General features: G+C 52.9%; 17 protein-coding genes and 2 pseudogenes. 13 read left to right on the top strand and 6 right to left on the bottom strand.

What is annotated here, in order from left to right; genetic code table 11:
- Positions 1 to 39 precede the first annotated feature (39 nt).
- A pseudogene (locus PJU76_RS03195) lies at positions 40 to 519 on the top strand (transposase); the annotation flags it as partial.
- A 49-nt stretch (positions 520 to 568) separates the two neighbouring features.
- Here the strand turns inward: PJU76_RS03195 and PJU76_RS03200 are convergent.
- Together PJU76_RS03200 and PJU76_RS03205 are read right to left on the bottom strand one after the other, a co-directional pair.
- Positions 569 to 1,012: a type II toxin-antitoxin system VapC family toxin gene (locus PJU76_RS03200; RefSeq protein ID WP_271780456.1), complete on the bottom strand. Its 444-nt coding sequence runs from the start codon at positions 1,010 to 1,012 to the stop codon at positions 569 to 571.
- Positions 1,009 to 1,254 (bottom strand): type II toxin-antitoxin system Phd/YefM family antitoxin, encoded by a 246-nt coding sequence (locus PJU76_RS03205; protein WP_271780457.1) that lies wholly within the window; start codon positions 1,252 to 1,254, stop codon positions 1,009 to 1,011. Before PJU76_RS03205 ends, PJU76_RS03200 begins: the two co-directional genes overlap by 4 nt.
- Before the next feature lie 157 nt (positions 1,255 to 1,411).
- On the opposite strand from PJU76_RS03205, the pseudogene PJU76_RS03210 reads away from it, so the two are divergent.
- A pseudogene (locus PJU76_RS03210) lies at positions 1,412 to 1,996 on the top strand (IS5 family transposase); the annotation flags it as partial.
- Between the two features lie 644 nt (positions 1,997 to 2,640).
- Complete coding sequence (locus tag PJU76_RS03215) at positions 2,641 to 3,627, top strand: ATP-binding protein (protein ID WP_271780458.1); 987 nt, start codon at positions 2,641 to 2,643, stop codon at positions 3,625 to 3,627.
- Between the two features lie 153 nt (positions 3,628 to 3,780).
- On the opposite strand, the gene PJU76_RS03220 is transcribed toward PJU76_RS03215, so the two are convergent.
- Entirely contained in the window at positions 3,781 to 4,719 is a 939-nt protein-coding gene (locus tag PJU76_RS03220) for a retron St85 family RNA-directed DNA polymerase (RefSeq protein ID WP_271780459.1), read from the bottom strand.
- A complete protein-coding gene (locus PJU76_RS03225; protein ID WP_064218161.1) occupies positions 4,716 to 5,636 on the bottom strand; it encodes a retron St85 family effector protein in 921 nt (306 codons plus the stop codon). Before PJU76_RS03225 ends, PJU76_RS03220 begins: the two co-directional genes overlap by 4 nt.
- 596 nt (positions 5,637 to 6,232) lie before the next feature.
- Here PJU76_RS03225 and PJU76_RS03230 point away from each other — a divergent pair.
- The 10 genes from PJU76_RS03230 to PJU76_RS03275 all read left to right on the top strand — a co-directional run bounded on the left by PJU76_RS03230 (position 6,233) and on the right by PJU76_RS03275 (position 20,699).
- On the top strand, positions 6,233 to 9,031 hold the full coding sequence (locus PJU76_RS03230) for a class I SAM-dependent DNA methyltransferase (RefSeq protein ID WP_271780460.1): 2,799 nt from the start codon (positions 6,233 to 6,235) through the stop codon (positions 9,029 to 9,031).
- Positions 9,028 to 10,482: an ATP-binding protein gene (locus PJU76_RS03235; protein WP_271780461.1), complete on the top strand. Its 1,455-nt coding sequence runs from the start codon at positions 9,028 to 9,030 to the stop codon at positions 10,480 to 10,482. Before PJU76_RS03230 ends, PJU76_RS03235 begins: the two co-directional genes overlap by 4 nt.
- Before the next feature lie 187 nt (positions 10,483 to 10,669).
- A complete protein-coding gene (locus tag PJU76_RS03240; RefSeq protein WP_271780462.1) occupies positions 10,670 to 12,781 on the top strand; it encodes a DEAD/DEAH box helicase in 2,112 nt (703 codons plus the stop codon).
- A complete protein-coding gene (locus PJU76_RS03245) occupies positions 12,774 to 13,973 on the top strand; it encodes a GIY-YIG nuclease family protein (protein WP_271780463.1) in 1,200 nt (399 codons plus the stop codon). Before PJU76_RS03240 ends, PJU76_RS03245 begins: the two co-directional genes overlap by 8 nt.
- A gap of 297 nt (positions 13,974 to 14,270) precedes the next feature.
- A complete protein-coding gene (locus tag PJU76_RS03250) occupies positions 14,271 to 14,909 on the top strand; it encodes a glutathione S-transferase family protein (RefSeq protein ID WP_271780464.1) in 639 nt (212 codons plus the stop codon).
- 618 nt (positions 14,910 to 15,527) lie between these two features.
- Entirely contained in the window at positions 15,528 to 15,890 is a 363-nt protein-coding gene (locus tag PJU76_RS03255; protein ID WP_014028199.1) for a roadblock/LC7 domain-containing protein, read from the top strand.
- Between the two features lie 166 nt (positions 15,891 to 16,056).
- Positions 16,057 to 16,617 carry a protoglobin domain-containing protein gene (locus PJU76_RS03260; RefSeq protein WP_271780465.1) on the top strand — a complete coding sequence of 187 codons (561 nt, stop codon included), beginning with the start codon at positions 16,057 to 16,059 and terminating at the stop codon, positions 16,615 to 16,617.
- 200 nt (positions 16,618 to 16,817) lie between these two features.
- On the top strand, positions 16,818 to 19,475 hold the full coding sequence (locus PJU76_RS03265) for an EAL domain-containing protein (protein ID WP_271780466.1): 2,658 nt from the start codon (positions 16,818 to 16,820) through the stop codon (positions 19,473 to 19,475).
- Entirely contained in the window at positions 19,475 to 19,786 is a 312-nt protein-coding gene (locus PJU76_RS03270; protein ID WP_334212476.1) for a P-II family nitrogen regulator, read from the top strand. The genes PJU76_RS03265 and PJU76_RS03270 overlap by 1 nt, the downstream gene beginning before the upstream one ends.
- 376 nt (positions 19,787 to 20,162) lie before the next feature.
- Entirely contained in the window at positions 20,163 to 20,699 is a 537-nt protein-coding gene (locus PJU76_RS03275) for a protoglobin domain-containing protein (protein WP_271780468.1), read from the top strand.
- A 423-nt stretch (positions 20,700 to 21,122) separates the two neighbouring features.
- Here the strand turns inward: PJU76_RS03275 and PJU76_RS03280 are convergent, their stop codons facing one another.
- Entirely contained in the window at positions 21,123 to 22,592 is a 1,470-nt protein-coding gene (locus tag PJU76_RS03280; RefSeq protein WP_271780469.1) for a DNA/RNA helicase domain-containing protein, read from the bottom strand.
- Positions 22,593 to 23,433: 841 nt separating this feature from the next.
- Complete coding sequence (locus PJU76_RS03285) at positions 23,434 to 24,222, bottom strand: hypothetical protein (protein ID WP_271780470.1); 789 nt, start codon at positions 24,220 to 24,222, stop codon at positions 23,434 to 23,436.
- Between the last annotated feature and the right edge of the window lie 195 nt (positions 24,223 to 24,417).

Genomic DNA, 24,417 nt, shown 5'->3' on the forward strand with positions numbered 1-24,417 from the left:
GGTATAATGGGCGTGACGGGGCAGAGGAGGTTTGGAACGATGCGCGGAGCCAAGGTAGAGACCCAAGGAATGTTCAGCTACGTATCCCCGGAGCAGCGTGTGCCCCAGGACCATCCGCTGAGAGCGATCAGGGCTATCGTGGATCGGTCCCTGGCGGAGCTGGATGGCCACTTCAGCACGATGTACTCCGCCTTCGGTCGACCTTCGATTCCGCCGGAGTTTCTCCTGCGCGCCCTGCTGCTGCAGATCTTTTACAGCGTCCGGTCGGAATGGCAGCTGATCGAGCAACTCAATTACAACTTGCTCTTCCGGTGGTTTGTGGGTCTTGGTATGGACGAAGAGGTCTGGGTACCGACGGTCTTCACCAAGAATCGGGATCGGCTGCTGGATCACGGGACAGTGCAGGAATTCTTCCGCTCCGTGTTGGAGCAGGCCCGCGGTCAGGACCTACTGTCCGAAGAGCATTTCTCCGTCGATGGCACCCTGTTGGAAGCTTGGGCTTCGCAGAAATCCTTTCGGCTATGTGCAAACCACGGTTGGAAAAGGTGCAAAGCAGCAAACTGTTCAATCAAGGTCTCTGGTTGGAACCATGAGTACCAAAGATTGAAACACCTGCGGTTGTAGCGGCCTTTGCCAAACCTGCATCAAGCGTTGCCAACGGAAGGCCTGTCCGCAGCGACAGCTCTAAATAAGCGGCATCGTAGGCCGACAGCTTGTAGCGGCGAGCGAGATTCAATGTGTCGCCTAAGGCATGTGCCGGTGTTGCTTGGTCAACAGAAATGTTGAGGCGCTCTAGCACCGCAATGTATCGCTGCGAGTCGGCTTCGGTCACAACCTCTTTGGATTCGAGTTTAGTAACCACGTTGGCAATCTCTAATGCAAACAGAGATGGCACGACAGCTTGTGATTGTCTGAGGGCGTTCAGTGTGGATGCCGCATAATCGATGCCAGCCGGGTTAGTTTGAGGTGCCAACCATAGCAGTGCGACTGACGCATCGAGAACAAAATTCACGCACGCCCCTCGTTGATCATCGCTTTCAGATCGATACCTGCTCCCGATTTGTGAGCCTGCATATAGGACAGCATGTCATCTACGGCCGCCACGGCATCCGAGTGCCTGTTTCTTTGGGCCGGCACAAGGTCGGCCACGGCCTCGCCCCGCAGGGTGATGGTGTAGCGATTGCCAGTCTTGATGCTTCGCAACAACTCCGGCAACTTTGTCTTTGCCTCGTAAGATCCAATTTCGATGTTCATCGGTTTGCTCCCGTCGCCCCATATAGACCAGTATATAGACCAGCCGTAATAAATCAAGGCCTCAATGGGACTTGATCCAACCATGTTTTGCACAAAACAGAGAGTCATCAAGTCTGGCGTTGACTCAGGTTTTCCAACCTCAGTTTGAGCATAGCCATCCTTTCAGCCCAAAGATCCCGAAGACCGCCAAGGTGATGGCTCCGATTTTCGGGGCCAAACGCGCAGCAACGACACCCATGCATCGGTGACCGACCCCGATACCCGGCTCTACAAGAAGGCACCTGGGGAAGCCTCCCGCTTGGCTTATCTCGGGCATGTGCTCATGGACAATCGCCATGGGTTAATAGCCGGAGAACAGGTGACCACCGCCGACGGTACCGCAGAAGTCGATGCTGCTACCCAACTCATTGACGATTTGGGTGGAACACAGCGCATCACGCTCGGTGCCGACAAGGGCTACGACCGCCACGGCTTCGTCGAGGATCTGCGGGATCGGAATGTGACTCCGCACGTTGCTCGCAAGCGCAAAGGCTCAGCGATCGACGGGCGCACCACCCGCCACGCCGGTTATGCCATGAGCATTCACGTGCGCCGACGGATCGAGTCCATCTTCGGTTGGATGAAGACCGTGGGCGGAATGCGCAAAACGCGATTCTGTGGATTGGATCGTGTGGGCCTGCACTTTTCGCTGGCTGCCACCGCTTACAACCTGATGCGCATGTCTCGCTTGAGGGTGACCTGATGGGATTCGTGCGCCCGGAATCCGTGAAATGGCCGCAAAAGGCCATGAAAACAGCAAAAAAGGCTCGATCAGAGCCAATTTTTAGGAATTTTCTTCTCGGATCTGCGGATCACGCGAGATTTTTTAGGATTTTTTCAGCAACTTCCTAGATGCTATCGTCGGCCAACTACATCCACGGTATTCCATACCCGTCTTATGATCAGCGGATCAGTGAAAGGGAGGCTACATTTAACTGGATCATAGATAGCCGCAGTGGGTTCTTGCGTTACTGACGGTGGCGTTCGTGGTGGTGGCCCTAGATGTGTATGTGTTGTCAGCACTGATGGCATGGAGCATGAGTGGCCATTATCGGATGCCCGCCACTATTCTCGAAATATTGCTGAGCTAGACCGCGCTCTCGGTTAGATTGCCCCCTATGATCTGGATGATCATGCGTGGTAGTAGCGAAATATTTGATGGGGACGCACGTGCTGTTACATCTTGAAATAATTTAAGTGGCATGTCCTGAGCCATATGCGGTCGAAACGACGGGGTGTCAACGCCTTTTTGCAACCGAAGCCTCCACACAAAGCAGAACGATTGAATTACCTGGTTTTATCGGTAACATAGATAATTATCTATCATGGCAATCAAACAGGATAGAAATGGCCAAAGACCCCTGGCACTACCCGCGAACAGCGTTGGCCGATCAATACCTGAAAACGTTGGGCATCGGACTCAGCAAGAGCCTGGTGCTCTTTGCCCAGCGGCGGATGGGGAAAACGGAATTTCTCCGTAAGGACCTGCTGCCCGCCGCCGAAAAGGCCGGGTATATCACCATTTACGTGTCCCTGTGGGAGTCCAGAGAGGACCCCAAATCGATATTGCTCGATGCCATCCGAAAGGCCGCAGAGGGAGAGGGTGTTATTCCGGGCATATGGCGCCGGTTGGGCTGGCCAGGATCAAAAGGTGTCAGAGCCCACGCGGGTACAATAGGCGCACAGGCATCATGGGAACAGGGGACGGCAGAGGCCAGCGACCACATGCTGGATCTCCGGCAGTGGATGAACACGTTGGCCCAAAAGAAAAACCCCACACTGCTGCTCGTGGACGAAATTCAGACGCTGGCGGATGAGAAGCGGTATGGCGCACTGGTAGCTGCCCTGAGGAGCGCCCTCGACAAGCATGGAGACCAAATTAAAGCGATTTTCACTGGGTCATCAAGCGAAGGCCTGCGGCGGATGTTTCAGATGGAAAAGGCCCCGTTTTTCCAGTTTAGCCATCAGATACCCTTTCCCCAACTGGGGCCAGAGTTCGTGCAGCACATGCTTCGCGCCTTTGCGAATGCGACCCAGCGTCAGTTAAATGAAGCGGAGGCATGGCAGGCGTTTACCGATCTGGCGCTGGTGCCAGAGCATTTCCGCCTGATGATGGCGAATATGGTCCAGTTGGGCAGCACCGATATCGCCACCGCACTAGAAGAGGTCAAAATGGCCATACAAGAGTCCGCTGAGTACCCCCCCAGCAAATGGGCGGAGTTGACCCCCATCGACCAGGCGGTGCTCAGCATAATAGCTGAAGGCCAAAAGCCTTACGCGCAAGAAAGCCGGGAACTCATCGCGAAGCGTAGGAGATCGTCACAAAAGGCGTAGAAGCAGACGGTCCAATGACGTGATTTGACAAAGTGGCAGCACCCGCTATTGGCCGACAGCCCGCATACATTATCCTACCCCATAGCAGCCATTCCCGCACTCCTTGCTTCTATCCAGGCAAGATTGCCACAGCAAACATGCATGTTTGATGCATTATCGGAGCAAATCAGAAATGCGTGAAAAGCCATGCCGCTGACACAAATTTTCGACGAATTTTGGATCTATTGACCAGACGAAAGACAGCATTCCCGCCAATCGAGCAACTTCGTCACAGGGTAACCGGCCCTGTGTATACGCGTGCAACGCAGCCCGCAGACGACGCTTTTCTTCCCGTCCGATAGAAACATTACCATCATTTGCAAGCGTAAGTCCGACTAGCAACCTTCGATGTTTCTTCGAAACATTGACGGTCTTGTCCGGATGCAATATTAGGGGCAAGTAGGAGATTGACGCCAATATTTTCTGGACAGTATCGAAGACTTGGTCCAATAGCCGAGGCGTATCCGTAGAGAATGCCAAGTCGTCGGCATAGCGACTGTACATCACACCCATGACATCACAGTACTGCTGCATTGCTATGTCGAACTCCCACATCAGGTAATTCGAAATAAAAGGAGAGCTTGGGGCCCCAATGGAAAGCTGCAACGGCCCACCATCAACGCTTGGGGACTTCAGGAGTAGGTTACAGAGGATCTCAAGCTCTTCCTCAGAATAGTTGCAATCACGTTCGAGACAATGCCGAAGCGAGTGCTCATTTAGACTCGGAAAGAAATCCTTGAAATCGAGTTTTATAAGGTATCTCTGTTTTGCATGAGGAGTAGCATGATCGAGAATTGAGCGCCCCTTGCGGTACGCCGTAGCCGCATCGTGCACAGGCAGTTGATTCAGCTCATTATCGACCAACCATCTTTGGAAATATTTCAGCTCGGCTGTTGGTTGCGAAATTAACCGCTTGCCACGACCGTGTCGCTTTTCTATGAAGTGGCTCTTGTAACGATGAGGCGCAGTGGCAATTACGCGAGATAGCTCTTTCGCTGATAGGGGAGACATCTCAAGAAGTCTAGTGAATAAATTAGCGCTCCTAAAGTTCATGGGAGTCTCCCATAAACGGACTTCAGTCGAATTTTGCCATTTACATACTCTTCGGCATAAATCTTAAACTTTTCTCGGAAAAATCTGCCGCCACTTTTAGCCTTATGGTCAACCCATGGTGCATCGCTGCCCGGCGCTCGTACCCAGAAGATTTCTCTTCCCCGTACTTCTTTCTGAATCAACTTAAAGAAGCTAAGCAATTCGAGGTGCTGTGCCAGTATCTGCTCATCCAAATTAACGCCGTAAAACTTCAGAACAGCGTCAATTTCTGTTTGCTTACTGATCAACATTAAATCGACTAGATCAGCAGCTATCAGGAAGATGTGGGCCGGTTTATTCGGATCGAAACGAGTGCGCTGTGGATTTGTCTTGAGCCACTCGTCAATTGTTTCAACAATGGCATCGAAATCGTCGTCTGGCAGTTCCGTTTCTTGGTTGGTGCCAATGACGCATTCTGCCCCGTGGCTTTGCACGCGATTCAGCGGCCCTAGTCTCAGAAATGACTGCCGTGCGCCCTGCTCACAGTACTGCCGCTGCACGACTGTCAAAACTTGCGGGAGGATGCTGTCATGCGATGCCAAGCAACCAAGCTCAGCAAGCGACCCTGGCGACTCCACAAATAAAATGATCGCGCGAGCCAAGAAACACGCGTCACGCTCGAATGTTAGAAGGTCAGAGTAACCTGAAAAGGCCCACCAATCCTCAAAGTCTTCAGGGCGCGCCAAGTGCTCGGCCCAAGGACGATTAAACGTAGATGTCAACGTACGGCGCCAGAAACAATCTCGAAGGGAACCTGCTGGTTCGCTGGAGGGCTCTGTGGGACCACCGAATACCCAGATACGAGCCGGCAGGTTGATGACTTCACAACCTGCCGGATCCAATTGCTCGGTCAGAGCTGTGACCAGCTCGCTGTTCACCCTCAACTACCTTAAACTAGACTCGAAAAGTTGCGATGGCTCGCCATCGCGGCTTTTCGAGCCGTAATTGCGATCCACCACACCGCAGTCCTGCGAAACGCCGGACAGTTGATAGTTCTACAGTTGACTACCAAAACGCGTAGCTGAGGTATACAGCATAGCAACATTCTGTGTCTCTCTCCAATAATCTGGGATATATTTCCCAATCATCGTGCATTGACTAAGCAGATTTCAAGTGCTGGTGCGTACGGTCAGGGATATCAGGGGTGTTACGGGTCACCAAGGCGCGCTCAATGATGAGCGGAATCAGGTTGCAGTGTCCAGGAAGAGAACGTCATTTAAACCTTACCCAAGCGCGCTACGTACGGACCACCAATTTCTGGATAGCTGGTTACGCTGCCCTGTCGCCGTTGAGCCCTGATGGTCGGGAGCAAACCGGAAGCGGCCATTCGATTTATCTGTACCGAGTACCTGTGCAAGGTCTCTTGGCGGTCTGTTCTGGTGCTTGCTGCGTGATGTGGGGCGATTCAATATGTTATTAGGTAGGAGGGTCTGAGGCCCATGGGAAAAGAAAACTCAAATAGGCAAGATGCCCCATGAATGCAGTAGAAATCGAAGCAGCTATATCAGACCTCGCCTTTCAGTCATTCGATGCAGCGGAGTTTCCGTTCGCGTTCCTGGCCGCTTTCGGCAATAAGGACACGGCCCTCAAGCGCCTGCGCACGGGCAACAATAACGTCTCCGATGTGCCCGGCGGCGTACTCCAGCGCAACAATATCCATATCGCCGTGTGCGCAGAAGGCAGCGTGAGCCAAACCCTCAAGGCATTACGCGTCAGCCCGGCCACCACAAAGGCCAAAGCCAAGTTCATTCTCGCCACCGACGGGCTGACCCTTGAGGCGGAAGAACTGATTAGTGGCGAAACCATCGCCTGCGCCTACCCGGACTTCCCCAACCACTTCGGCTTCTTACTGCCGCTGGCTGGAATCTCCACTATCAAGGAGATCAAGGACAACCCTATCGACGTACGCGCCACTGGGCGGCTGAACAAGCTGTACGTCGAACTGCTGCGCGAAAACCCGGACTGGGCCAAGGACGAGCGCCGCCACGACATGAACCACTTCATGGCCAGGCTGGTGTTCTGTTTTTTTGCCGAAGACACCGACATCTTTAATGACGAGGGGCTTTTCACCCGCACGGTAGAACAAATGAGTGAGCGAGACGGCTCCAACACCCATGAGGTGCTGGAAACCATCTTCCGTGCCATGAACATTAAAACCGACGAGCGCGTAAATGCCCAGCCCCGCTTGCCGGTTTGGGCAGATCGGTTTCCTTATGTGAATGGCGGCCTATTTTCTGGCAGTACCGAGGTGCCTCACTTCACCCGCATGGCGCGCACTTACCTGCTGCATGCCGGCAATCTGAACTGGAAACAGATCAACCCGGACATCTTCGGCAGCATGATCCAGGCCGTGGCCGACGACGAAGAGCGCGGCGCGCTGGGCATGCACTACACCAGCGTGCCCAACATCCTGAAGGTGTTGAATCCCTTGTTCCTGGATGAGCTGCGCGCGCAGTTGGCCGAAGCCGGTGATAACGAGCGCAAGCTGCTGAACCTGCGCAAGCGCATGGCGCGCATTCGCGTCTTCGACCCGGCCTGCGGCTCCGGCAATTTCCTGGTCATTGCCTACAAGCAGATGCGCGAGGTCGAGGCGGAAATCAACCGCCGCTTGGGCAAAACGCAACTGGGCAGCGAAATACCCCTGACTAATTTCCGCGGCATCGAGTTACGCGATTTTCCGGCAGAGATTGCGCGGCTCGCGCTCATCATCGCCGAGTTCCAGTGCGATGTGCTCTATCGTGGGCAGAAGGATGCGCTGGCGGAATTCTTGCCGCTGGATGCACAGAACTGGATCGTCTGTGGCAATGCGCTGCGCTTGGACTGGTTGAGCATCTGTCCGCCCACGGGTACGGGTGTAAAATTGCTCGCCGATGATTTGTTCGGCACACCGCTCGACCAGACGGAAATCGACTTCGCGAACGAAGGCGGGGAGACATATATCTGCGGGAATCCTCCGTATGTAGGCAGTAAGAAGCAAGCAACTGAGCAAAAAGCAGATTTGGAGGCCATCTTCGCCAAACGTACCAAGAACTGGAAGTCACTTGATTATGTGGCTGGGTGGTTTATGAAAGCGGCTGACTATGGTACGAAAACCAATTCAGCGGCAGCCTTTGTATCTACCAACTCGATTTGCCAAGGCCAGCAAGTATCTATTCTATGGCCACTGATTGCTGAGACGAAACACGAAATCACCTTTGCGCATTCGTCGTTCAAATGGGCAAATTTAGCGAGCCATAATGCTGGAGTGACGGTAGTTATTGTGTCGATTTCAGTGAACACTGGAAAAGATCGAAAGATTTTCTCGATTTCTGAGGATGGTTCATCTGTTGTAAAACTGGTGGACAACATTAACCCGTATCTGGTGCATGGCCCTAACACTCTCATTGAGCCGAGAACAACTCCAATCTCTCAGATTCCAGAAATGTCGCGCGGGAACTCACCGACTGATGGAGGTAACCTTCTGCTAGAACAAATTGAACTTCCATCGCTATATTTGAGTGATCGACAAGTCAGTGACTTCATACGACCGTTTTACGGAGCAGATGAGGTGATTTCTGGGGTGGGGCGGTTTTGTATTTGGATCGACGATGAGGACATCGACCGCGCACTCGAAGCGGATACTATCCGAGATAGGGTACAGCGTGTTCGCGACTTCCGTATAAACAGCACTAAATCTGCGACGCGTGATGCGGCAATGCGGCCCCACAGATTCGATGAGAGAAAGCCGGTACCAAAATCACGCGTTCTTGTTGTTCCCATCCGAAGCTCAGAAAATAGACCATATCTTCCGGTTGGCTTTCTGGAACCAGATACGGTAATAGCTAACACAGCATTTGCAATCGTGGATGGTCCCTTGTGGGCCTTTGCGTTGATTGCCTCGCGTCTCCACATAATCTGGATCGGTACTGTTTGCGCGCGGTTGGAACTGCGATTTTCCTATACCAACACTGTTGGCTGGAACACCTTCCCCGTCCCCCTGCTCACCGAGCAGAACAAGGCCGATCTGACCACCTGCGCCGAAGCCATCCTGCTCGCCCGCGAAGCCCATTTCCCCGCCACCATCGCCGACCTGTACGACCCGGATAACATGCCGGAGAATCTGCGTCACGCCCACGAGCGCAACGACGAAGTGCTGGAGCGCATCTACATCGGCCGCCGTTTCAAGAACGACACCGAGCGGCTGGAAAAACTATTTGAGATGTATACGAAAATGACGGCGGCAGCGGCCAAAGCCAAGCCTGCTGCCAAAGCAACCAGGGGGAAAGCCAATTGAGCGAGCAACGCACGCTGGCCCTGATCGACGACCTGCTTCAGCGTCCGGCAGAGACCTCGTGGGTGGAGTTCAAGGAGAACAATGCTGATGCGCAGCTGATCGGCAAGTTGATCTCGGCACTGTCCAATGCGGCACGGTTGGCCGATCAGCCGTTTGCCTATGTGCTGTGGGGCGTGCGTGATGGCGATCACGCTGCCGTCAGCACCACGTTCGAGCCTTCCAGTCAGTTGCAGCAAGGCCAGCCGCTGGATATGTGGTTGGCGCAGCGCCTGCAGCCGGCCATTGCTTTCAACTTCAAGCTTGTCGATTACCACGGCATACGGCTGGTCATGCTGGAGATTCCGGCAGCCGCCAGCAGCCCGGTGGAATTTGAGCGGCAGGCTTTTATCCGCATCGGCAGTGCCACACCCCGGCTTTCGGATCACCCAGAACGCTTGAAAGCCCTGTGGGCGAAATTGCAGCCCTATGCCTGGGAAACGGGCATCGCGGCGCAATTCCTGAGCGGCGATGAGGTGCTGGCGCGGCTGGATTACGCCGCCTACTTTGACCTGACTGGCCAGCCGTTGCCGGACAACCGCAAGGGCATTTTCGACAAGCTCATAGCCGATCATCTGGTGCAGGCGGATGTGGGCGGGCAATGGAACATCACGAATCTCGGGGCCATTCTGTTTGCCAAGCGGCTGGGGGATTTTTCCCCTTCCATCGCACGCAAGGCCATTCGCTTTGTGGCCTACGGTGGCCTGAGCCGTGCCGACATCGTGACGCATCGGCAAGATGGGCAGAAGGGGTATGCCATTGGCTTCACCGGTCTGATCGACTTCATCGACGGCCTGATGCCGCGCAATGAATTCATCGGCAAAGCCTTCCGCGAGGAACGCCCGCTGTACCCGGCCATTGCCATCCGCGAGCTGGTGGCCAATGCGCTGATTCACCAGGATATGACCATCACAGGTGCGGGCCCCTTGGTCGAGATGTTCAGCGACCGGCTGGAGATCACCAATCCCGGCCAGCCACTGGTGCAGCCCGAGCGGTTTCTGGATTTTCCGCCGCGCTCGCGCAACGAGGCGCTAGCGTCCTTAATGCGCCGTATGCGGTTGTGTGAGGAACAAGGCACCGGCATCGATAAGGTTTTTGTGGCCGTGGAGCTGCACCAGTTGCCGCCGCCGGACTTCCGCGTGGAAGGCGACTCAGTGCGCGCGGTGTTGTACGCGCCGCGCCGTTTCGCTGACATGACCCCGCAGGAGCGGGTGCGGGCCTGCTACCAGCATGCGGCACTGAAGTATGTGACCGGCCAGAGGATGAAGAATGCTTCGCTCAGCGAACGCCTGGGCATCGACCCGCAGAATGCGGCGCAGGCATCGATGGTGATCCGGCAGGCGCTGAAAGCCGGATTGATTCGGCCCGCCGACCCGGCCCATCCTCGCGCGGGCTATGTCCCGTTCTGGGCATAGGAGGAGAAAGGGCTTGGAAAGTTTTGATCAGGTTTTGGTTTCGCCCGCCGGAAACGTGGCTGTAACCGGGTGCGAAGCATAAAAACAACTATATGACAATAACTTATGAGAAAACGGCGGACCTGGAAAGTTTTGATCCAGTTTTGATCGCCAGCTCCACACACTTTGCACCACGACGACGGAAGCCATGAACGCGACGACCAACCCCACCAACGCCTGCACCGTGCCATCGGTGTCCATCACCACGGCGCGCACCGGCGCATCCAGCAAGGCCAACGTGCTGGGCATGCGCGCCATGCAGGAGCGCGCTTACGCAAAACGCGGCGAGCAATACCTGCTGATCAAATCGCCCCCGGCATCGGGTAAATCCCGTGCGCTGATGTTCATTGCCCTGGACAAGCTCAACAACCAGGGCTTGCGGCAGGCCATCATCGTGGTGCCCGAGCGCTCCATCGGCGGCAGCTTTGCCGATGAACCCCTGAGCCAGTACGGTTTCTATTGGGATTGGCAGGTGGCCCCACAGTGGAACCTGTGCAACGCGCCTGGCGTAGACGAGCCACGCGCGGCCAAGTCCAAGGTGGACGAGGTGCGCAAGTTTTTGGCAAGCCCCGACCAGACGCTGGTCTGCACCCACGCCACCTTCCGCTTCGCGGTGGAAGAGATGGGTATCGAAGCGTTCGACAACCGCCTGATTGCCATCGACGAGTTCCATCACGTTTCCAGCAACCCGGACAACAAGCTGGGCAGTCAGCTCGGTGCCTTCATCGCCCGCGACAAGGTGCATCTGGTGGCTATGACCGGGTCTTACTTTCGTGGCGACAGCGAGGCGGTGCTGGCCCCGGCGGATGAAGCCAGGTTCGAGACGATCACCTACACCTACTACGAGCAGCTCAATGGTTACAGCTGGCTCAAGTCGCTGGACATCGGCTATTTCTTCTATACGGGCCGGTATGTGGACGCCGTTGCGAAGGTGCTGGACCCGGCACTCAAGACCATCGTTCACATCCCCAATGTCAACTCACGCGAGAGCCTGCAAGACAAGGAACGCGAAGTGAATGAGATCATGCAGGCGCTGGGCGAATGGAAGGGCATTGATCCGGCCACCGGCTTCCACCAGATACAAACCCTGGGCGGTAACATGCTGAAGGTGGCAGACCTCGTGGACGACAGCGACCCGGCCAGACGTTCCCGCGTGCTGGCGGCACTGAAAGACCCTGCGCAGAAGAACAATCGCGACCATGTGGACGTCATCATCGCGCTGGGCATGGCGAAAGAAGGGTTCGACTGGATCTGGTGCGAACATGCACTGACCATCGGCTACCGCAGCAGCCTGACCGAAATCGTGCAGATCATCGGCCGCGCCACCCGCGATGCCGAGGGCAAGGAACGGGCGCGCTTCACCAATCTGATTGCCGAACCCGCAGCCGAACAAGCCGCTGTGGCCGAGGCGGTGAACGATCTGCTCAAGGCCATTTCCGCCAGTCTGCTGATGGAACAGGTTCTTGCACCACGCTACGAGTTCACCCCGAAGGACATGGGGCCGAAGGAGGGCTTTTACTATGGGCCCGACGGCTATCAGCCAGGCCGCACCAACGTGGGGGTGAATGATGGCACCGGTCAGTACCACGTCGAGATCAACGGACTGGCCACGCCGGAAACCCCTGAAGCCACACGCATCTGTAAAGAAGACTTGAACGAAGTCGTCACCAGCTTCTTGCAGGACAAGACGGTGCTGGAGCGCGGCCTCTTCGACCAGGAAAACACCTTGCCCGAAGAACTCACCCAGTTGCACATGGGCAAAATCGTGCGCGAGCGTTACCCGGAATTGAACGGGGCCGATCAGGAGGCCATTCGTCAACATGCCATCGCTGCCATGAACATCACCCAACAGGCCAAGTTGGCGTTAGCCCAGGCCGATGCCGAAGGCGCAACTCAAGGCAATACGGCCTTGCTGGATGGGGTGCGCAAGTTCGTCAATGTGCGCGACCTGGACATTGACCTGATCGACCGCATCAACCCCTTCGATGCCGCCTATGCGGTGCTGGCGAAAGCGATGGATGAGAAATCGTTGCGCCAGGTTCAGGACAGCATTGCCGCCAAGAAGCTCAGCATTCCCGAAGACGAAGCCCGCGAGCTGGCAAAACGCGCCCTGCTGTTCAAGAATGAACGTGGCCGCCTGCCGGACATCCACTCCGCCGATGCATGGGAAAAGCGCATGGCCGAAGGCGTGGCCGCGCTGGCGCGCTACCGTGCGCAGGCCAAGGCGGCTCAAGCGCAGGGGGAATCCAGCAATGGCTGACATGAACGATGACGAGCTGCTGGATGCGCTGGGGGTAGAAGTCGCCCCAATTAAGGCCTCCAGTAGAACCCCGCGCGAGGAACGCATCATCGCGGGCTTTGAGGACATCCTGCGTTTCCATCAAGCGCATGGCCGCGCCCCGCTGCATGGCGAGGGTCGCGACATCTTTGAACGCCTGTATGCCGTGCGTTTGGACCAGATACGCAAGTTGCCAGAAGCGCAAACGCTCCTGGCCGGGTTGGATGCGCCGGGGCTATTATTGTCTGGCGCGGCAGCGGCATCAACCGATGTGGATGCGATGGACGAAGACACCTTGCTTGCGGAGCTGGGCATCGTTGATAGCCTCACGGATCAGAATGACGTCACCGTGCTGCGCCATGTGCGTTCTCATGTTGAAAAGCGTGCAGCGGCGGAGGAAATTGCCGACCGCACGTCGTGCCCGGATTTTGATAGGTTCCAACCGCTGTTCGAGCAGGCAGAACGAGATTTGAAGTCAGGTTATCGCATGGCGCAGCGCTTTGGACGAAATGCCAGCATTGCCAGCGGGGACTACTTCATCGTCGGCGGGCAGCTTGCCTATGTGGCAGAAATTGGCGAAACCATCAAGGCGCCAAACGGCGAAAGCGACGCACGTCTTCGCGTCATCTACGCCAACGGCACAGAAAGCAACTTACTGCGCCGCTCGCTACAAAGGGCACTCTACAAGGATGAAACCGGCCGTCGCCTGAGCGACCCAGGCATAGGGCCGCTGTTTGGTGACGCGCCAGAACAAGACGATATCGAAAGCGGGACCATCTACGTGCTGCGCAGCCTCTCCAAGCATCCATTCGTCGTCGAGCACCGCGAACTGATTCACAAAATCGGCGTGACCGGCGGCAAGGTGGAGACCCGCATCGCAGGCGCAGAAAAGGATGCGACCTATCTGTTGGCGGACATAGAGGTGGTTGCCACCTATAAGCTCCACAACCTGAACCGTACAAGGCTGGAAAACATCTTCCATCGCTTGTTTAGCGCAGCACAGATTGATTTGACCATCGACGATCGCTTCGGGCATCCGGTCAAACCAAGAGAGTGGTTTCTGGTGCCGCTCCATGTGATTGACGAAGCGGTTCAGCGCATTCGGGATGGATCCATTACCGATGTGGTCTACGACCTGAAGAGTGCACGGCTGGTAGGTCAGACTCAACAGTGACTCGGCGATCCGTAGGCTGATCGGCAACAAAAGACAGTTTGTGAGCACAGACGAGGCTGGATACCGATGCGCTCAATCAGTCTGAATGCTTGCAGGAGGATGTTGAGCGGATCATCACGCGGCGCTGCATGAAACCCGCTTAACGTCGGCTGCAGACTGATTGCGGACATTGACGGCCTCAGATATCTCGACTGTAAAGACAGTCCTGCGCTGGATTGTCGAGTATGGGGATGACGGATCTGTATTTTGCTAATAAGTCTGATTCCTTACCATAACCACCATGTGGAGCACCAAACCATGCCCAATGATAACTTAACCTTCTACACCAATCCTATGTCGCGGGGCCGCATCGTGCGCTGGATGCTCGAGGAATTAGGAGTGCCTTATCAGACGATACTACTCGATTACGGCACGTCGATGAAGGCTCCCGAGTATTTGGCTATCAACCCAATGGGCAAGATTCCCGCTATCCAGCATGGCCAAACTGTAGTGACGGAAACAGCGGCGATTTGCGCGTATCTTGCAGACGCCTTCCCCCAGATGGGGATGGCACCGGCTTTAGATGATCGATTACGCGGCACTTACTACCGCTATTTGTTCTTTGCTGCAGGGCCATTGGAGGCTGCTGTCAGTAACAAGGCGTTGGGCTTTATCGTGCCTCCTGAACGTGAGGCTATGATTGGTTATGGCACTTATGAGGCAGTACTCGATGTTCTGGAAGATGCAGTAGAGCAGGGAGAATATCTGCTTGGTGAAAATTTCACGGCTGCCGATGTGTACTTAGGCTCACAGTTAGGTTTTGGCTTGCAATTTGGCACAATCGAAAGGCGCCCAGGCATTGAGCATTATTGGTCACGGATCAGTGCCCGCCCTGCGGCCATCCAGGCCAGGCAGATCGATGATGATCTAATATCGAATAGCCCTCAAAAAAAATAATGGTTTATCGGCCAATGATCAGAACAGACTGTTTGCGGTTATTCATTGGCGACGATCAAGTGGCATCAATCTCTTCGGGCTTGATTCCCCGCTGCTTGCAGCGAAATCCAACGGCTAGTTTTTCTGTTCGGGGGCTTTGTAACCGGGAGATCTCTGGAACGAATACTGGCTGAGCACGCCAAGCCGTGTGCGAAGGACTTCATCACCCCATTGAAAACACATTGCCAGGTATGGTTATTGCCTTTGAAAGATGGGCCATCCATAAAAATGACACACCTGTGCGTTTCAATGTGAAAAATGTCACATTTGCGACTAACTATGGTCAAAATTCTACACGGGGCGCACAACTATAAGTGCAGGCGGTCAGCCCTAAAGAGTTTTTTGGTCACGGACTTTCACTCTGGGAGAGAATATATGTTTGAAATGATTTTCAAAATCACATGACCGCACTATCTGTATTATCCGCCGACGCCAAAGTAAAAGGCCTGCTCAGCACTGACGGCTTAATGTTGCACGCAGATATCATGGGCGATGAGAGCAGGGAAAGTTTTACAAATTAACCAGTTAGAGGCTTTGTCATAAATCCGGGCGACCGACGTACAAGTGAGTGAGTACATTATGCGCGAAGAATTGATTCAATCGGTACTTTCTGATCTCAACGGCGGTTCCGCCGACATAGAGGCCTCTGCCATCATTTCGACCGATGGTCTGACGATCGCCTCTGCACTCTCCTCCGCCATGGATGAGGCTCGTGTGGGTGCCATGGCCGCCGCTATGCTGTCTCTGGGTGAGCGGACCGCCACCGAGCTGGCGCGCGGTGATCTGGAACAAGTCATGATCAAGGGTAATAACGGCTACGTACTGCTGATTCACGCCGGACCAGAAGCGGTCCTCAGTGTGATTGTTCGTAAGGAGGCCAAACTGGGCCTGGTGTTTCTCGATGCCAGCCGCGCCGCCAAAGCAGCCGGTGAGCTGCTGTAATGGTTCATTCCGGCTAACTGCGGACTATCGGTAAAAATGTATTATTTACGTTAACCAAGAACCTGCTTGAGCCGACCACCAAAAGCGAATATTGCGGCGATGGCCAGAGAAATGCTGAGTATGTTTAGCGATTGGCTGCCGTTAGTTTAAAAATAGAGGATTGTCAATGAATGACGAAGTCATAATGCGCGATTTTGAGGCGTTCAGAAAACTGGTCGGGCTGGATGAGTTACGCTTGGAGCGATTGCGTGTAGTGGGGGAATGGCTAAGACCAAAAGTAACCGAAATAACGGACGTCTTTTATGAGCGACTCCTGGCAGACCCGACTACTGCCGCATTTCTCGATGGGAAAATTGAGCACTTAAAAAAGGTTCATCACGCCTGGATTGAAGATATTCTGTCCGGAATTTATGATGAGTCTTTTTTTGTTCGCCAGATAAAAATCGGCAAAGCGCACGTTACAAATCAGGTTCCACCGCTCTTTCTCGCCTCTGGGTTCAGCATTCTGCGCGTTTTGCTTTTTGACCAGATAGAAGCCGCAGCCAAGATGAATCGGCCAGATACCTGCCCGCGTTGCTCTCGAGCGCTCGGCCGCTTGTTGGATGCCTGCCAGTTTTTGATTGATCGCTCTTATGAACAGGATCGGCTTAATCGCGTGTCCAAGGCTACTGGCATGTCATTACCTTTAATTGAGGCATTGGTGATGCTCAAGCAGCAGCCGGGATAATATCCGTAGCAGATAGTTCTGACGCAATATTCATGCACGCCATTATAGCGATGCCACGCCACACGCCAGAGCAATGAAAATCATGCGCAGTGAAGAGGGACGCAACTGGATCCGGAGGTGCTTGACGTGTTTGCGGATGACGTCAACTCAGGATACAACGTCCACACCTTATCATTGGCAAGACAGGGATCACCTAAAGTATGGAAACCACCAGCACACTCCCTAATTTTCTCGGTCTGCATGATTCGGACTTTCAATTCATCGAACGCTACCGGGTTCTCCTTGAGGCGGAAACCGGGGCACTCGCACACGATTTCTACGACTATCTGCTCTCACACCCGGTCACCGCCGCCGTCTTCCGGGATTTCTCCCACGCGCGTCTGGACGCCCTGATCCAGAAACAGGCGGAACACATCAGCGGGCTTCTGGCCAGTCACCTGAACAAATCCTGGCGGGAGTCCATGCGCAAACTCGGGGCTCTGCACCACCGTCTGGGCATCGAACCCTCCTGGCTCGCCGGCGCCTATATCCTCTACTGGCGCCATTGGCAGAAGGTGCTCCAGGACCAGGTTCCGGAGGCCGACCGGAATGCGCTGCGGGACGCCTTGTTCCGTCTGCTGATTGGCGACCTCATGGTCCAACTCGACGGCTATGCCCGCGCATCCCGCGAGACCGATGCCGATCGGTTGGCCCTCTTCGATGTTTTATTGGGGGTGCTTGCCGTTCCCCAAGGGGCGGAGTCTCCACGCCCAGAGGCGTTGCTCCAGCAGATCTGCGAAGCCCTGCCGCGCAAGAGCGCCAGCGTACGCCTGGCTGGTTATGTGGTGAGTGGTGCCATGGGAGATGTATTAACCCTGGAGTGTATGGCTGGTCTCCCCTTGCCGGCTCTGCAACTACCGAAGACTGCGGGAGATCCTTGCTGGGAGGCACTGGAATGCGGACAGACGGTCATCCAGTCCGTAGAAGATCCGCGCGCTCCAGAGTGGATCAAAGACCTCCACAACCGGGTCGAAGAAATCGGGATATTTCCCTTTGGTGCGGAGGATCTGCGTGGTGCGATCCTGATCGGGGCGCGCGAAAAAGGCTATTTCCATCGGGTCGGATCAGACTATTTCCACGCGTTTGCTCATCTTGGTGAAATGGTGCTTCTGCTACGCAATCAATCTCTTCGCGATCCTATGACGAGTTTACCGAATCGCACATTCTTCCATGATCGCCTGGAAAACGCGCGGGTCCAGACCCTGAGGAATGAGCGACTCCTTGGCGTGGCGCTGCTCGATCTCGATGGGTTCAAGCAGGTGAACGATCGGCTCGGGCACGCGGCCGGAGATCAGTTGCTGCTGGCCGTGGTGCAGAGGCTGCAAGGGTATCTGCGCGCCGGGGACACCCTCGCGCGGATGGGCGGCGACGAGTTTGGGCTGATCCTGCCCGGACTGAATAGCGTGGAAGATCTCGAGACGCTTTGTAACCGCCTTCTCGCCACCATCCGAGAACCGCTGGATATCCAGGGCGAAGCGATCAGCGTCTCTGGCAGTATCGGCGTCACTCTCTATCCCCTGGATGACAACGATTCCCGCACCCTGATACAGCATGCCGATATGGCGCTTTATGCCGCCAAGGACGCGGGACGAGATCGATGGCACCTGCATACTTTGGCCCTGAATGAAGCCGTGCAAGCGGAGGTGGAAATGCGCGCCATGCTGGAACAGGCATTGAACGACAAGCGTCTGATCCTGCACTACCAACCTATTGTATCCAGCACCGGAGAGATCATGAGCGTGGAAGCCCTCATTCGCTTGCAACACCCGGAGCAAGGCTTGCTTTCACCTGCGGTCTTTCTCTCAGCCCTGGACCATCCCCATCTCGCGCGTCCCGTCGGTCGATTCGTTCTGGAAACGGCACTACGACAAGGAGCCATCTGGCAAGAGGCTGGCCTGCCATTGCGCATATCGGTGAATATCAGTACCCGCCATCTGCTCGACGCCCGCTTTCTAGACGATCTGCGGGAAGCCATGGCCAAATACCCTGACATGCCCCCAAATCAGCTAGAGATTGAGATCACCGAATCGGCACCTTTGAGCGATATGGCAGGGGCACAAGTCCTCCTGGCTGCCTGTCATCGCATGGGGGTGCGCGTCGCCCTCGATGATTTTGGTACTGGCAATGCGTCTCTAACCTACCTCCAGCAGCTCCACGCCCAATCCATCAAGATCGATCAGAGTTTTGTGCGCGACATGATCAATGATCCTAAGGATCTTGCCATCGTCGCAGCGGTGATTACCGCCAGCCGCATGTTGGGTCTGGATGTGATTGCTGAAGGAGTGGAGACGGCAGAGCACGCGGCACTGCTCACCAAAATGGGGTGCAGCCATCTGCAGGGGTACTATTTTTCCAAGCCGCTCCCTCCCGAGGCCATTCATGCCTGGAGCACCCGTTTTCGCCCCATCCTTCAGGTGGGTGATGTCTCAACATTCATGGCTATCCTGCCGCCGATTTTGGAGGGCCATACCCTGCGTGTGCAAATGTTCCTCCGCGCCCTGCGTCACGAAAACCCGTTCCCAGCCCATATCCTGGAAGAGGATGCAGGGGATTATTGCCATCTGGGGCGATGGCTACGGGGAGATGGCGCACGTATCTTTGGTCAGGCACTGGATTTTGATGGCCTACTCACCCGCCATGAACGAATGCACCAATTCGCCCGTGCCGCCAAATCTCTTCTGGATGTGGGAGATACTGAGGGGGCCATCCATCAGGGATGTCTGCTGGATTTAGAGAATCGTATGCTGCTGTCTGAGCTGCTGGGCATGACTGGGAAAATCCAGGATGAATACCCAATGACTGCTGGGCGCCCGTTGTAATGCACCGAATTTCCGCCATGGTTCAGTCGTCCAGGATTGAAGATGTGTGCACGGCGTTGTCGGTTCTGGACGTCGCCGATCTGACGGTAACCGAGGCACACGGTTTTGGCCGCCAGAGGGGCCATACAACGCTCTACCCCAGCGATGGGCAACCTTTTGACCTGCTACCAAAAGCAAAAATTGAGGTGGTGGTGGCCAGGGAACAACTCAACGAGGTCGTCGGATTCATTACCAAAGCTGCCAATACAGGAAAATTTGGTGCGGGCAAAATATTCGTATCGGAAATATTAAAAATGGTCAACATCATATAATTGTCAATCATATTGTTCCATAATAAGTGGGTACCTAGCTGTAAAATTAGTGGCTGTAGCGACGGCATTAAAACGCATCTCGTCACTACAACAGCTAGACCTCAATAAAATCAATATCAGGAGATCGTTGTATATGAAGAAATGATTAGATCTATCCTCTCTGAACTTAAAGCTTGCCAGTGGAGAACGGGAACAGATCATGATCAAAGGAAACAGCGGCTATATTTTACTTATTCAGACAGGCAGAGAGGCTGTACTGAGTGTCATCGTCCGCAAATAGGCAAAGCTAGAATTGTTATTTCTGGATGCTAATCGGGCAGCAATGTCTATTGCCGATTTGCTGTAATAACAACAACCGTATATAAGGTAATATTGCATGGAAATCACCACAAAAGATGCTAATCTGAAGGCATTCTGCCATATCGGTGGACTCTGTAAAAAGGATCAGGAGATCATGACCCGTGTTGGCCCGGACATCGTGCCCCACATACCCTTGTTGACCGATCATTTTTACGAGATTCTTCAAGAAGACCAACAAACCGCTCCCTACATTGATGGACGTCTTGATGTCCTCAAGAAAACTCATATTGCCTGGCTGCAAGACTTGTTTAGCGGGGACTATGATGAAGCGTTCATCCGCCGCCAGGAGAAAATTGGAGAAGTACATGTCAAAGTCCGGGTGCCGCCGCTTTTCGTGGCTGCCAGTATGAGTTTTCTCCGTGCGGCATTGCCTCCCGTAATAGCGGAAAATGTGCCAGATCAGCATGATATGGGAAGAGCCGTGGCGGCACTGTTACGGCTGCTGGATCTTTGTCAGTATCTGATTGACCGGAAGTACAATGATGCATTGATGGATAACCTCGGCATCAGCCCAGCGTTATTGGTACGTCTGCAAACCATTGGGCGATCATAAGGTTACTGTAGAAAATATGCCGATTATTCTATGTGTGAAGCGAACGTTTTTGTGACGCTTCTATTTATAGACACATTTTTTGTCATTTCTGACCCTGAATCTGTCAATCAACTCGTCACATCTTTCAGCTATGCCTAGTAAACGTCAACCAAGCAGCGCTGCGTGCTGCCCACCAATTTCTGAATGACTGCAAACGCTGCCCTGTCGCCGTTGAGCCATAATGGTCGCCAGCAGACTGATTGCGGTCATTCATCACTGATGGCCAATTGGAAGCTTCCTACCCAAACCACTCAGTACCCTGGCGGTTCATACTATAGCGGCTATATGCCGAGCAGCTAACGGGCCACGTTTGTGCATATCGTACGATATTGAGGGTCGTTCAAACGAACATAGCGCTAACTGTCTGTATAAGCCAAAAGTTTATTACTGTACGATGACCATACATCTTGCTAGAATTTCCTCGTTGTCAATCACCACCAACTTCAATTTCTTCCTGGTGCGTGTTATATTCTGAAAAAGCATTTTTTCGGGATCATAATATGCCCTTCCTCTGTATATCAACTTGCCGTATTCATTATATGAAAAGTATTTATCTATAATCACAGCAACGCCATCAAATTCCTGTCCAATAACTTTATGAGACGTTTTTTTTGTAACATCTGAGTACTTTTCGTGGTACTCACTGTTATGTTGTGATGGTGTAAAGCGAAGTACCTCCCATTCGCATTTGTCTAGCGTTTCAAGGTATTCTTTTGCGCTTTCAGGTGATTTGAAATAATTTAATTCAATATTGGTGTTGCTTGGGTTGGGAAGATTTCTTTTGCTATTGAAAAGCATTTTAATGAATGTGGAAATTTCCTTATTTGTTCTTATTTTTTCCGATAATATATATGTATAAATCTGATTTATTTCTTTTATTTTTGAGTCTATATCATTATTTTCCTCGCTCTTTGCTAATGTCTGGACCTTGTCGTACGAGAATATGCAGCTTCCAGTTCCCTGCTTTATTTGTTCAATCACCTTATCAAGTTGGTTAGGATAGATGCGTTGCGCTTCGTCAATTATGACGGCGTCATATTCTAACAGATTATAAGATTCTAAATGTTTTATTGGGATTATTACCCAACCGTTTATATTTAACGAATGTTGTCCTTCATTTAAATTTCCGCAATGAATTAATAAAGGGTTTTTATTTTCCTCATTTAGCGTCTTAACGATATCATAAACTAATAAAGTCTTTCCAGTTCCGGCGCTGCCTGTAATTGAGATAAAATTGTATCGCCTTTTATCAAGCAGGGATTGCATTACTTGACATTTTATGTCCTCTTGTTGTGCAGTCAAAAAATAACAACCTTCTATAAATTTAGCCGTGGAGTTGAACGGTGAAACCAGGTAGCTTGACGGATTAAATAGTTCGTCAATATTTTCAATATAGTCAACCTTCTGATTTCTCAGCAAATCGCCCAAATAAGAAAAGTCAACTTCGCTCAATTCATTTTCTCTATCAAGAATGTATAGTTTGTTGTCTCTCGACACATATGTTAGATTATGCACTTCTTTCCCCATATAGCTCAAATAGTATCTATTTCTTTTTAGTTGTTTATTTATATTTTCTGGTGTACTAGCGCTTTTTAGCTCTAAATTTATTATGCTATCTCTGCCGAATCGCAACAAATCAAATTCTTTTCCTATTTGTGGGATTTTGTATCCAACAAAAAACCAATTAAAGTCATTCATATTGCTCGCACTGTGCATGCTTTCTAGTAGGGACTCTAGGTCTTCTATTTCTTCATTTTTTAAGCATATACCGTGATGCTTTAAATACTTTTTATAGACCTCTCCATCTAAATGTCTATATGCTTCCACCAGCGATAAAATATTTATGTATCTCATGACTTTTCCTTGTGGGAAGCCTATCCAGCTACGAACTTGCTAATTTGACCCCGCGGGTCTATCCCATCACCAGGCTGACAGAGTAAAACTGTAACCTGACAGGATTGTTGCTCGCTTGCCCGCAGAGTTCGACTATTCAACATAGGTGGACACGGAGGCAACTTGTTTGATTATAGACGTTTCCATGCTATTGGTGAACGACTGCTCCCGCTGCTTATATGTACATACACATAAGCAGCGTTATGTATACCTCGCGATTATGTATAGCGGTACAGCTGCGAGCCTTGCTACGACTGGATTGTAGGGCCGAATTGTGCTCGCGCGCTCTACATAATAAACACTGTTTTGGAGACTCCAGCAAAATGACTGCCCACCGGCGGTGCCGAATATTGGTGTCAGGCTTCCGGATCGGAAGGCGTGCTAGGATTCACAGGCAACCACCATCCCGAGCAGTAAGTTAATGGTGATCCAAAAATCTCTGATCAGCATTGTGGCCATGGATCAGACCGGTAGCTGGGGTGTTGATCTGTGGCGCATGCGGAGCCCTGTCGTGGTGACTACACACCGAATCGACCAATTTTATGTATAGCATCTCGATACCGCTCCTACCAAATGGCCAGCATTGACAGGGCTTACAGCCAGCTCGACATGCGCACTATACATAATCACGTAGTATATACATAACGCTGCCCTGCCGCCGTTGAGCCCTGGTGGTCGGCAGCAGGGCAGCGGTCATTTCAGCAGCAGAAAGCAAATGCATCATCCGACCTTGATCGAATTCTCGACCTGGCGGGGCGTCAGTAATTGGTCACGAAGTGGAATTGGCGTTAGCGCATCAGTTTCAACTTTTCTTTGGCCCGGGTATAAAATCGATTGAGCCAATGTTGTGTTTGAGTGCCGCGAAGTCCGCGCACGGATACGCGAAGGCAAGGAATTCAGTATCCTTCGCATGATTAAGTGCGACCGATATCGAATCGAATCCGCCCAAAAATATCAAGTGCACTGCTAGATCTTCAGAGATAGGTGGCATCGGTTGTACTGTTAGGAACAGAGCGACGTCGTCGAACGGGGATCCTTCAGGTGGCAATACCATAAGGCCAGCATGATCCACGCCGTTGGAAGTCCGAATGACCGGAATCGCACCTGCGGGAATGTCTCCTGTGATGCTCATATCTGAAAGTCGAAACCTCCAAACAATTAATCTAAGGGCAAACACATCGTCTGGGATATTGAACGTCAATTGCTTTTCTTTAGGCTTCTGCAGCGCGGGAAAGCTAGTGAATTCTTGCGTCTGTATGGTGAATAGATGCCCAGATTGCTCTGCAAGTGGAACGGCTTTCCGTCGAATATCGGTTTTCACCTTTCCGTCTTGCGAAAAATGCGCTTCACCATCGGCATGGTGAGCGTACTTAACTAAGTGGCTTGCAACCTTGCCACCCTTGGTAAGGTTGATTCTTGACGAATTAGTCAATTCCGCAACTAACTTGGCGACGCATAATATCCCTTCGGTATATTTGAAGCCTGGAAAGAATACGAAAATGCTTCCGTCATTGTGGAATTTAACTTTCGCAATACGTCGCATCGTGCCCGACACCGTGAATACAATATTAAACTGATCAAATCGAGCCATACTTATCACCATATGCGATAGTTCATAAGGAGCTGCTTTAGAGGTACATCCAAAGCTCAAAGGGACACGGCAATCAAATTCCAGACAAAGATTGTCACCGGCCGGCAATATGGCGCCACCGAAGGTCGGCGTAATGGCGCCATTTCAAACTGCCGAAATCAAGTTCTCGAACAGGGCCAAGATTGGGCCATTTTT

Origin of the sequence: Acidithiobacillus ferriphilus (genome assembly GCF_028215975.1) — a bacterium.
GTDB classification, from domain to species: domain Bacteria; phylum Pseudomonadota; class Gammaproteobacteria; order Acidithiobacillales; family Acidithiobacillaceae; genus Acidithiobacillus; species Acidithiobacillus ferriphilus.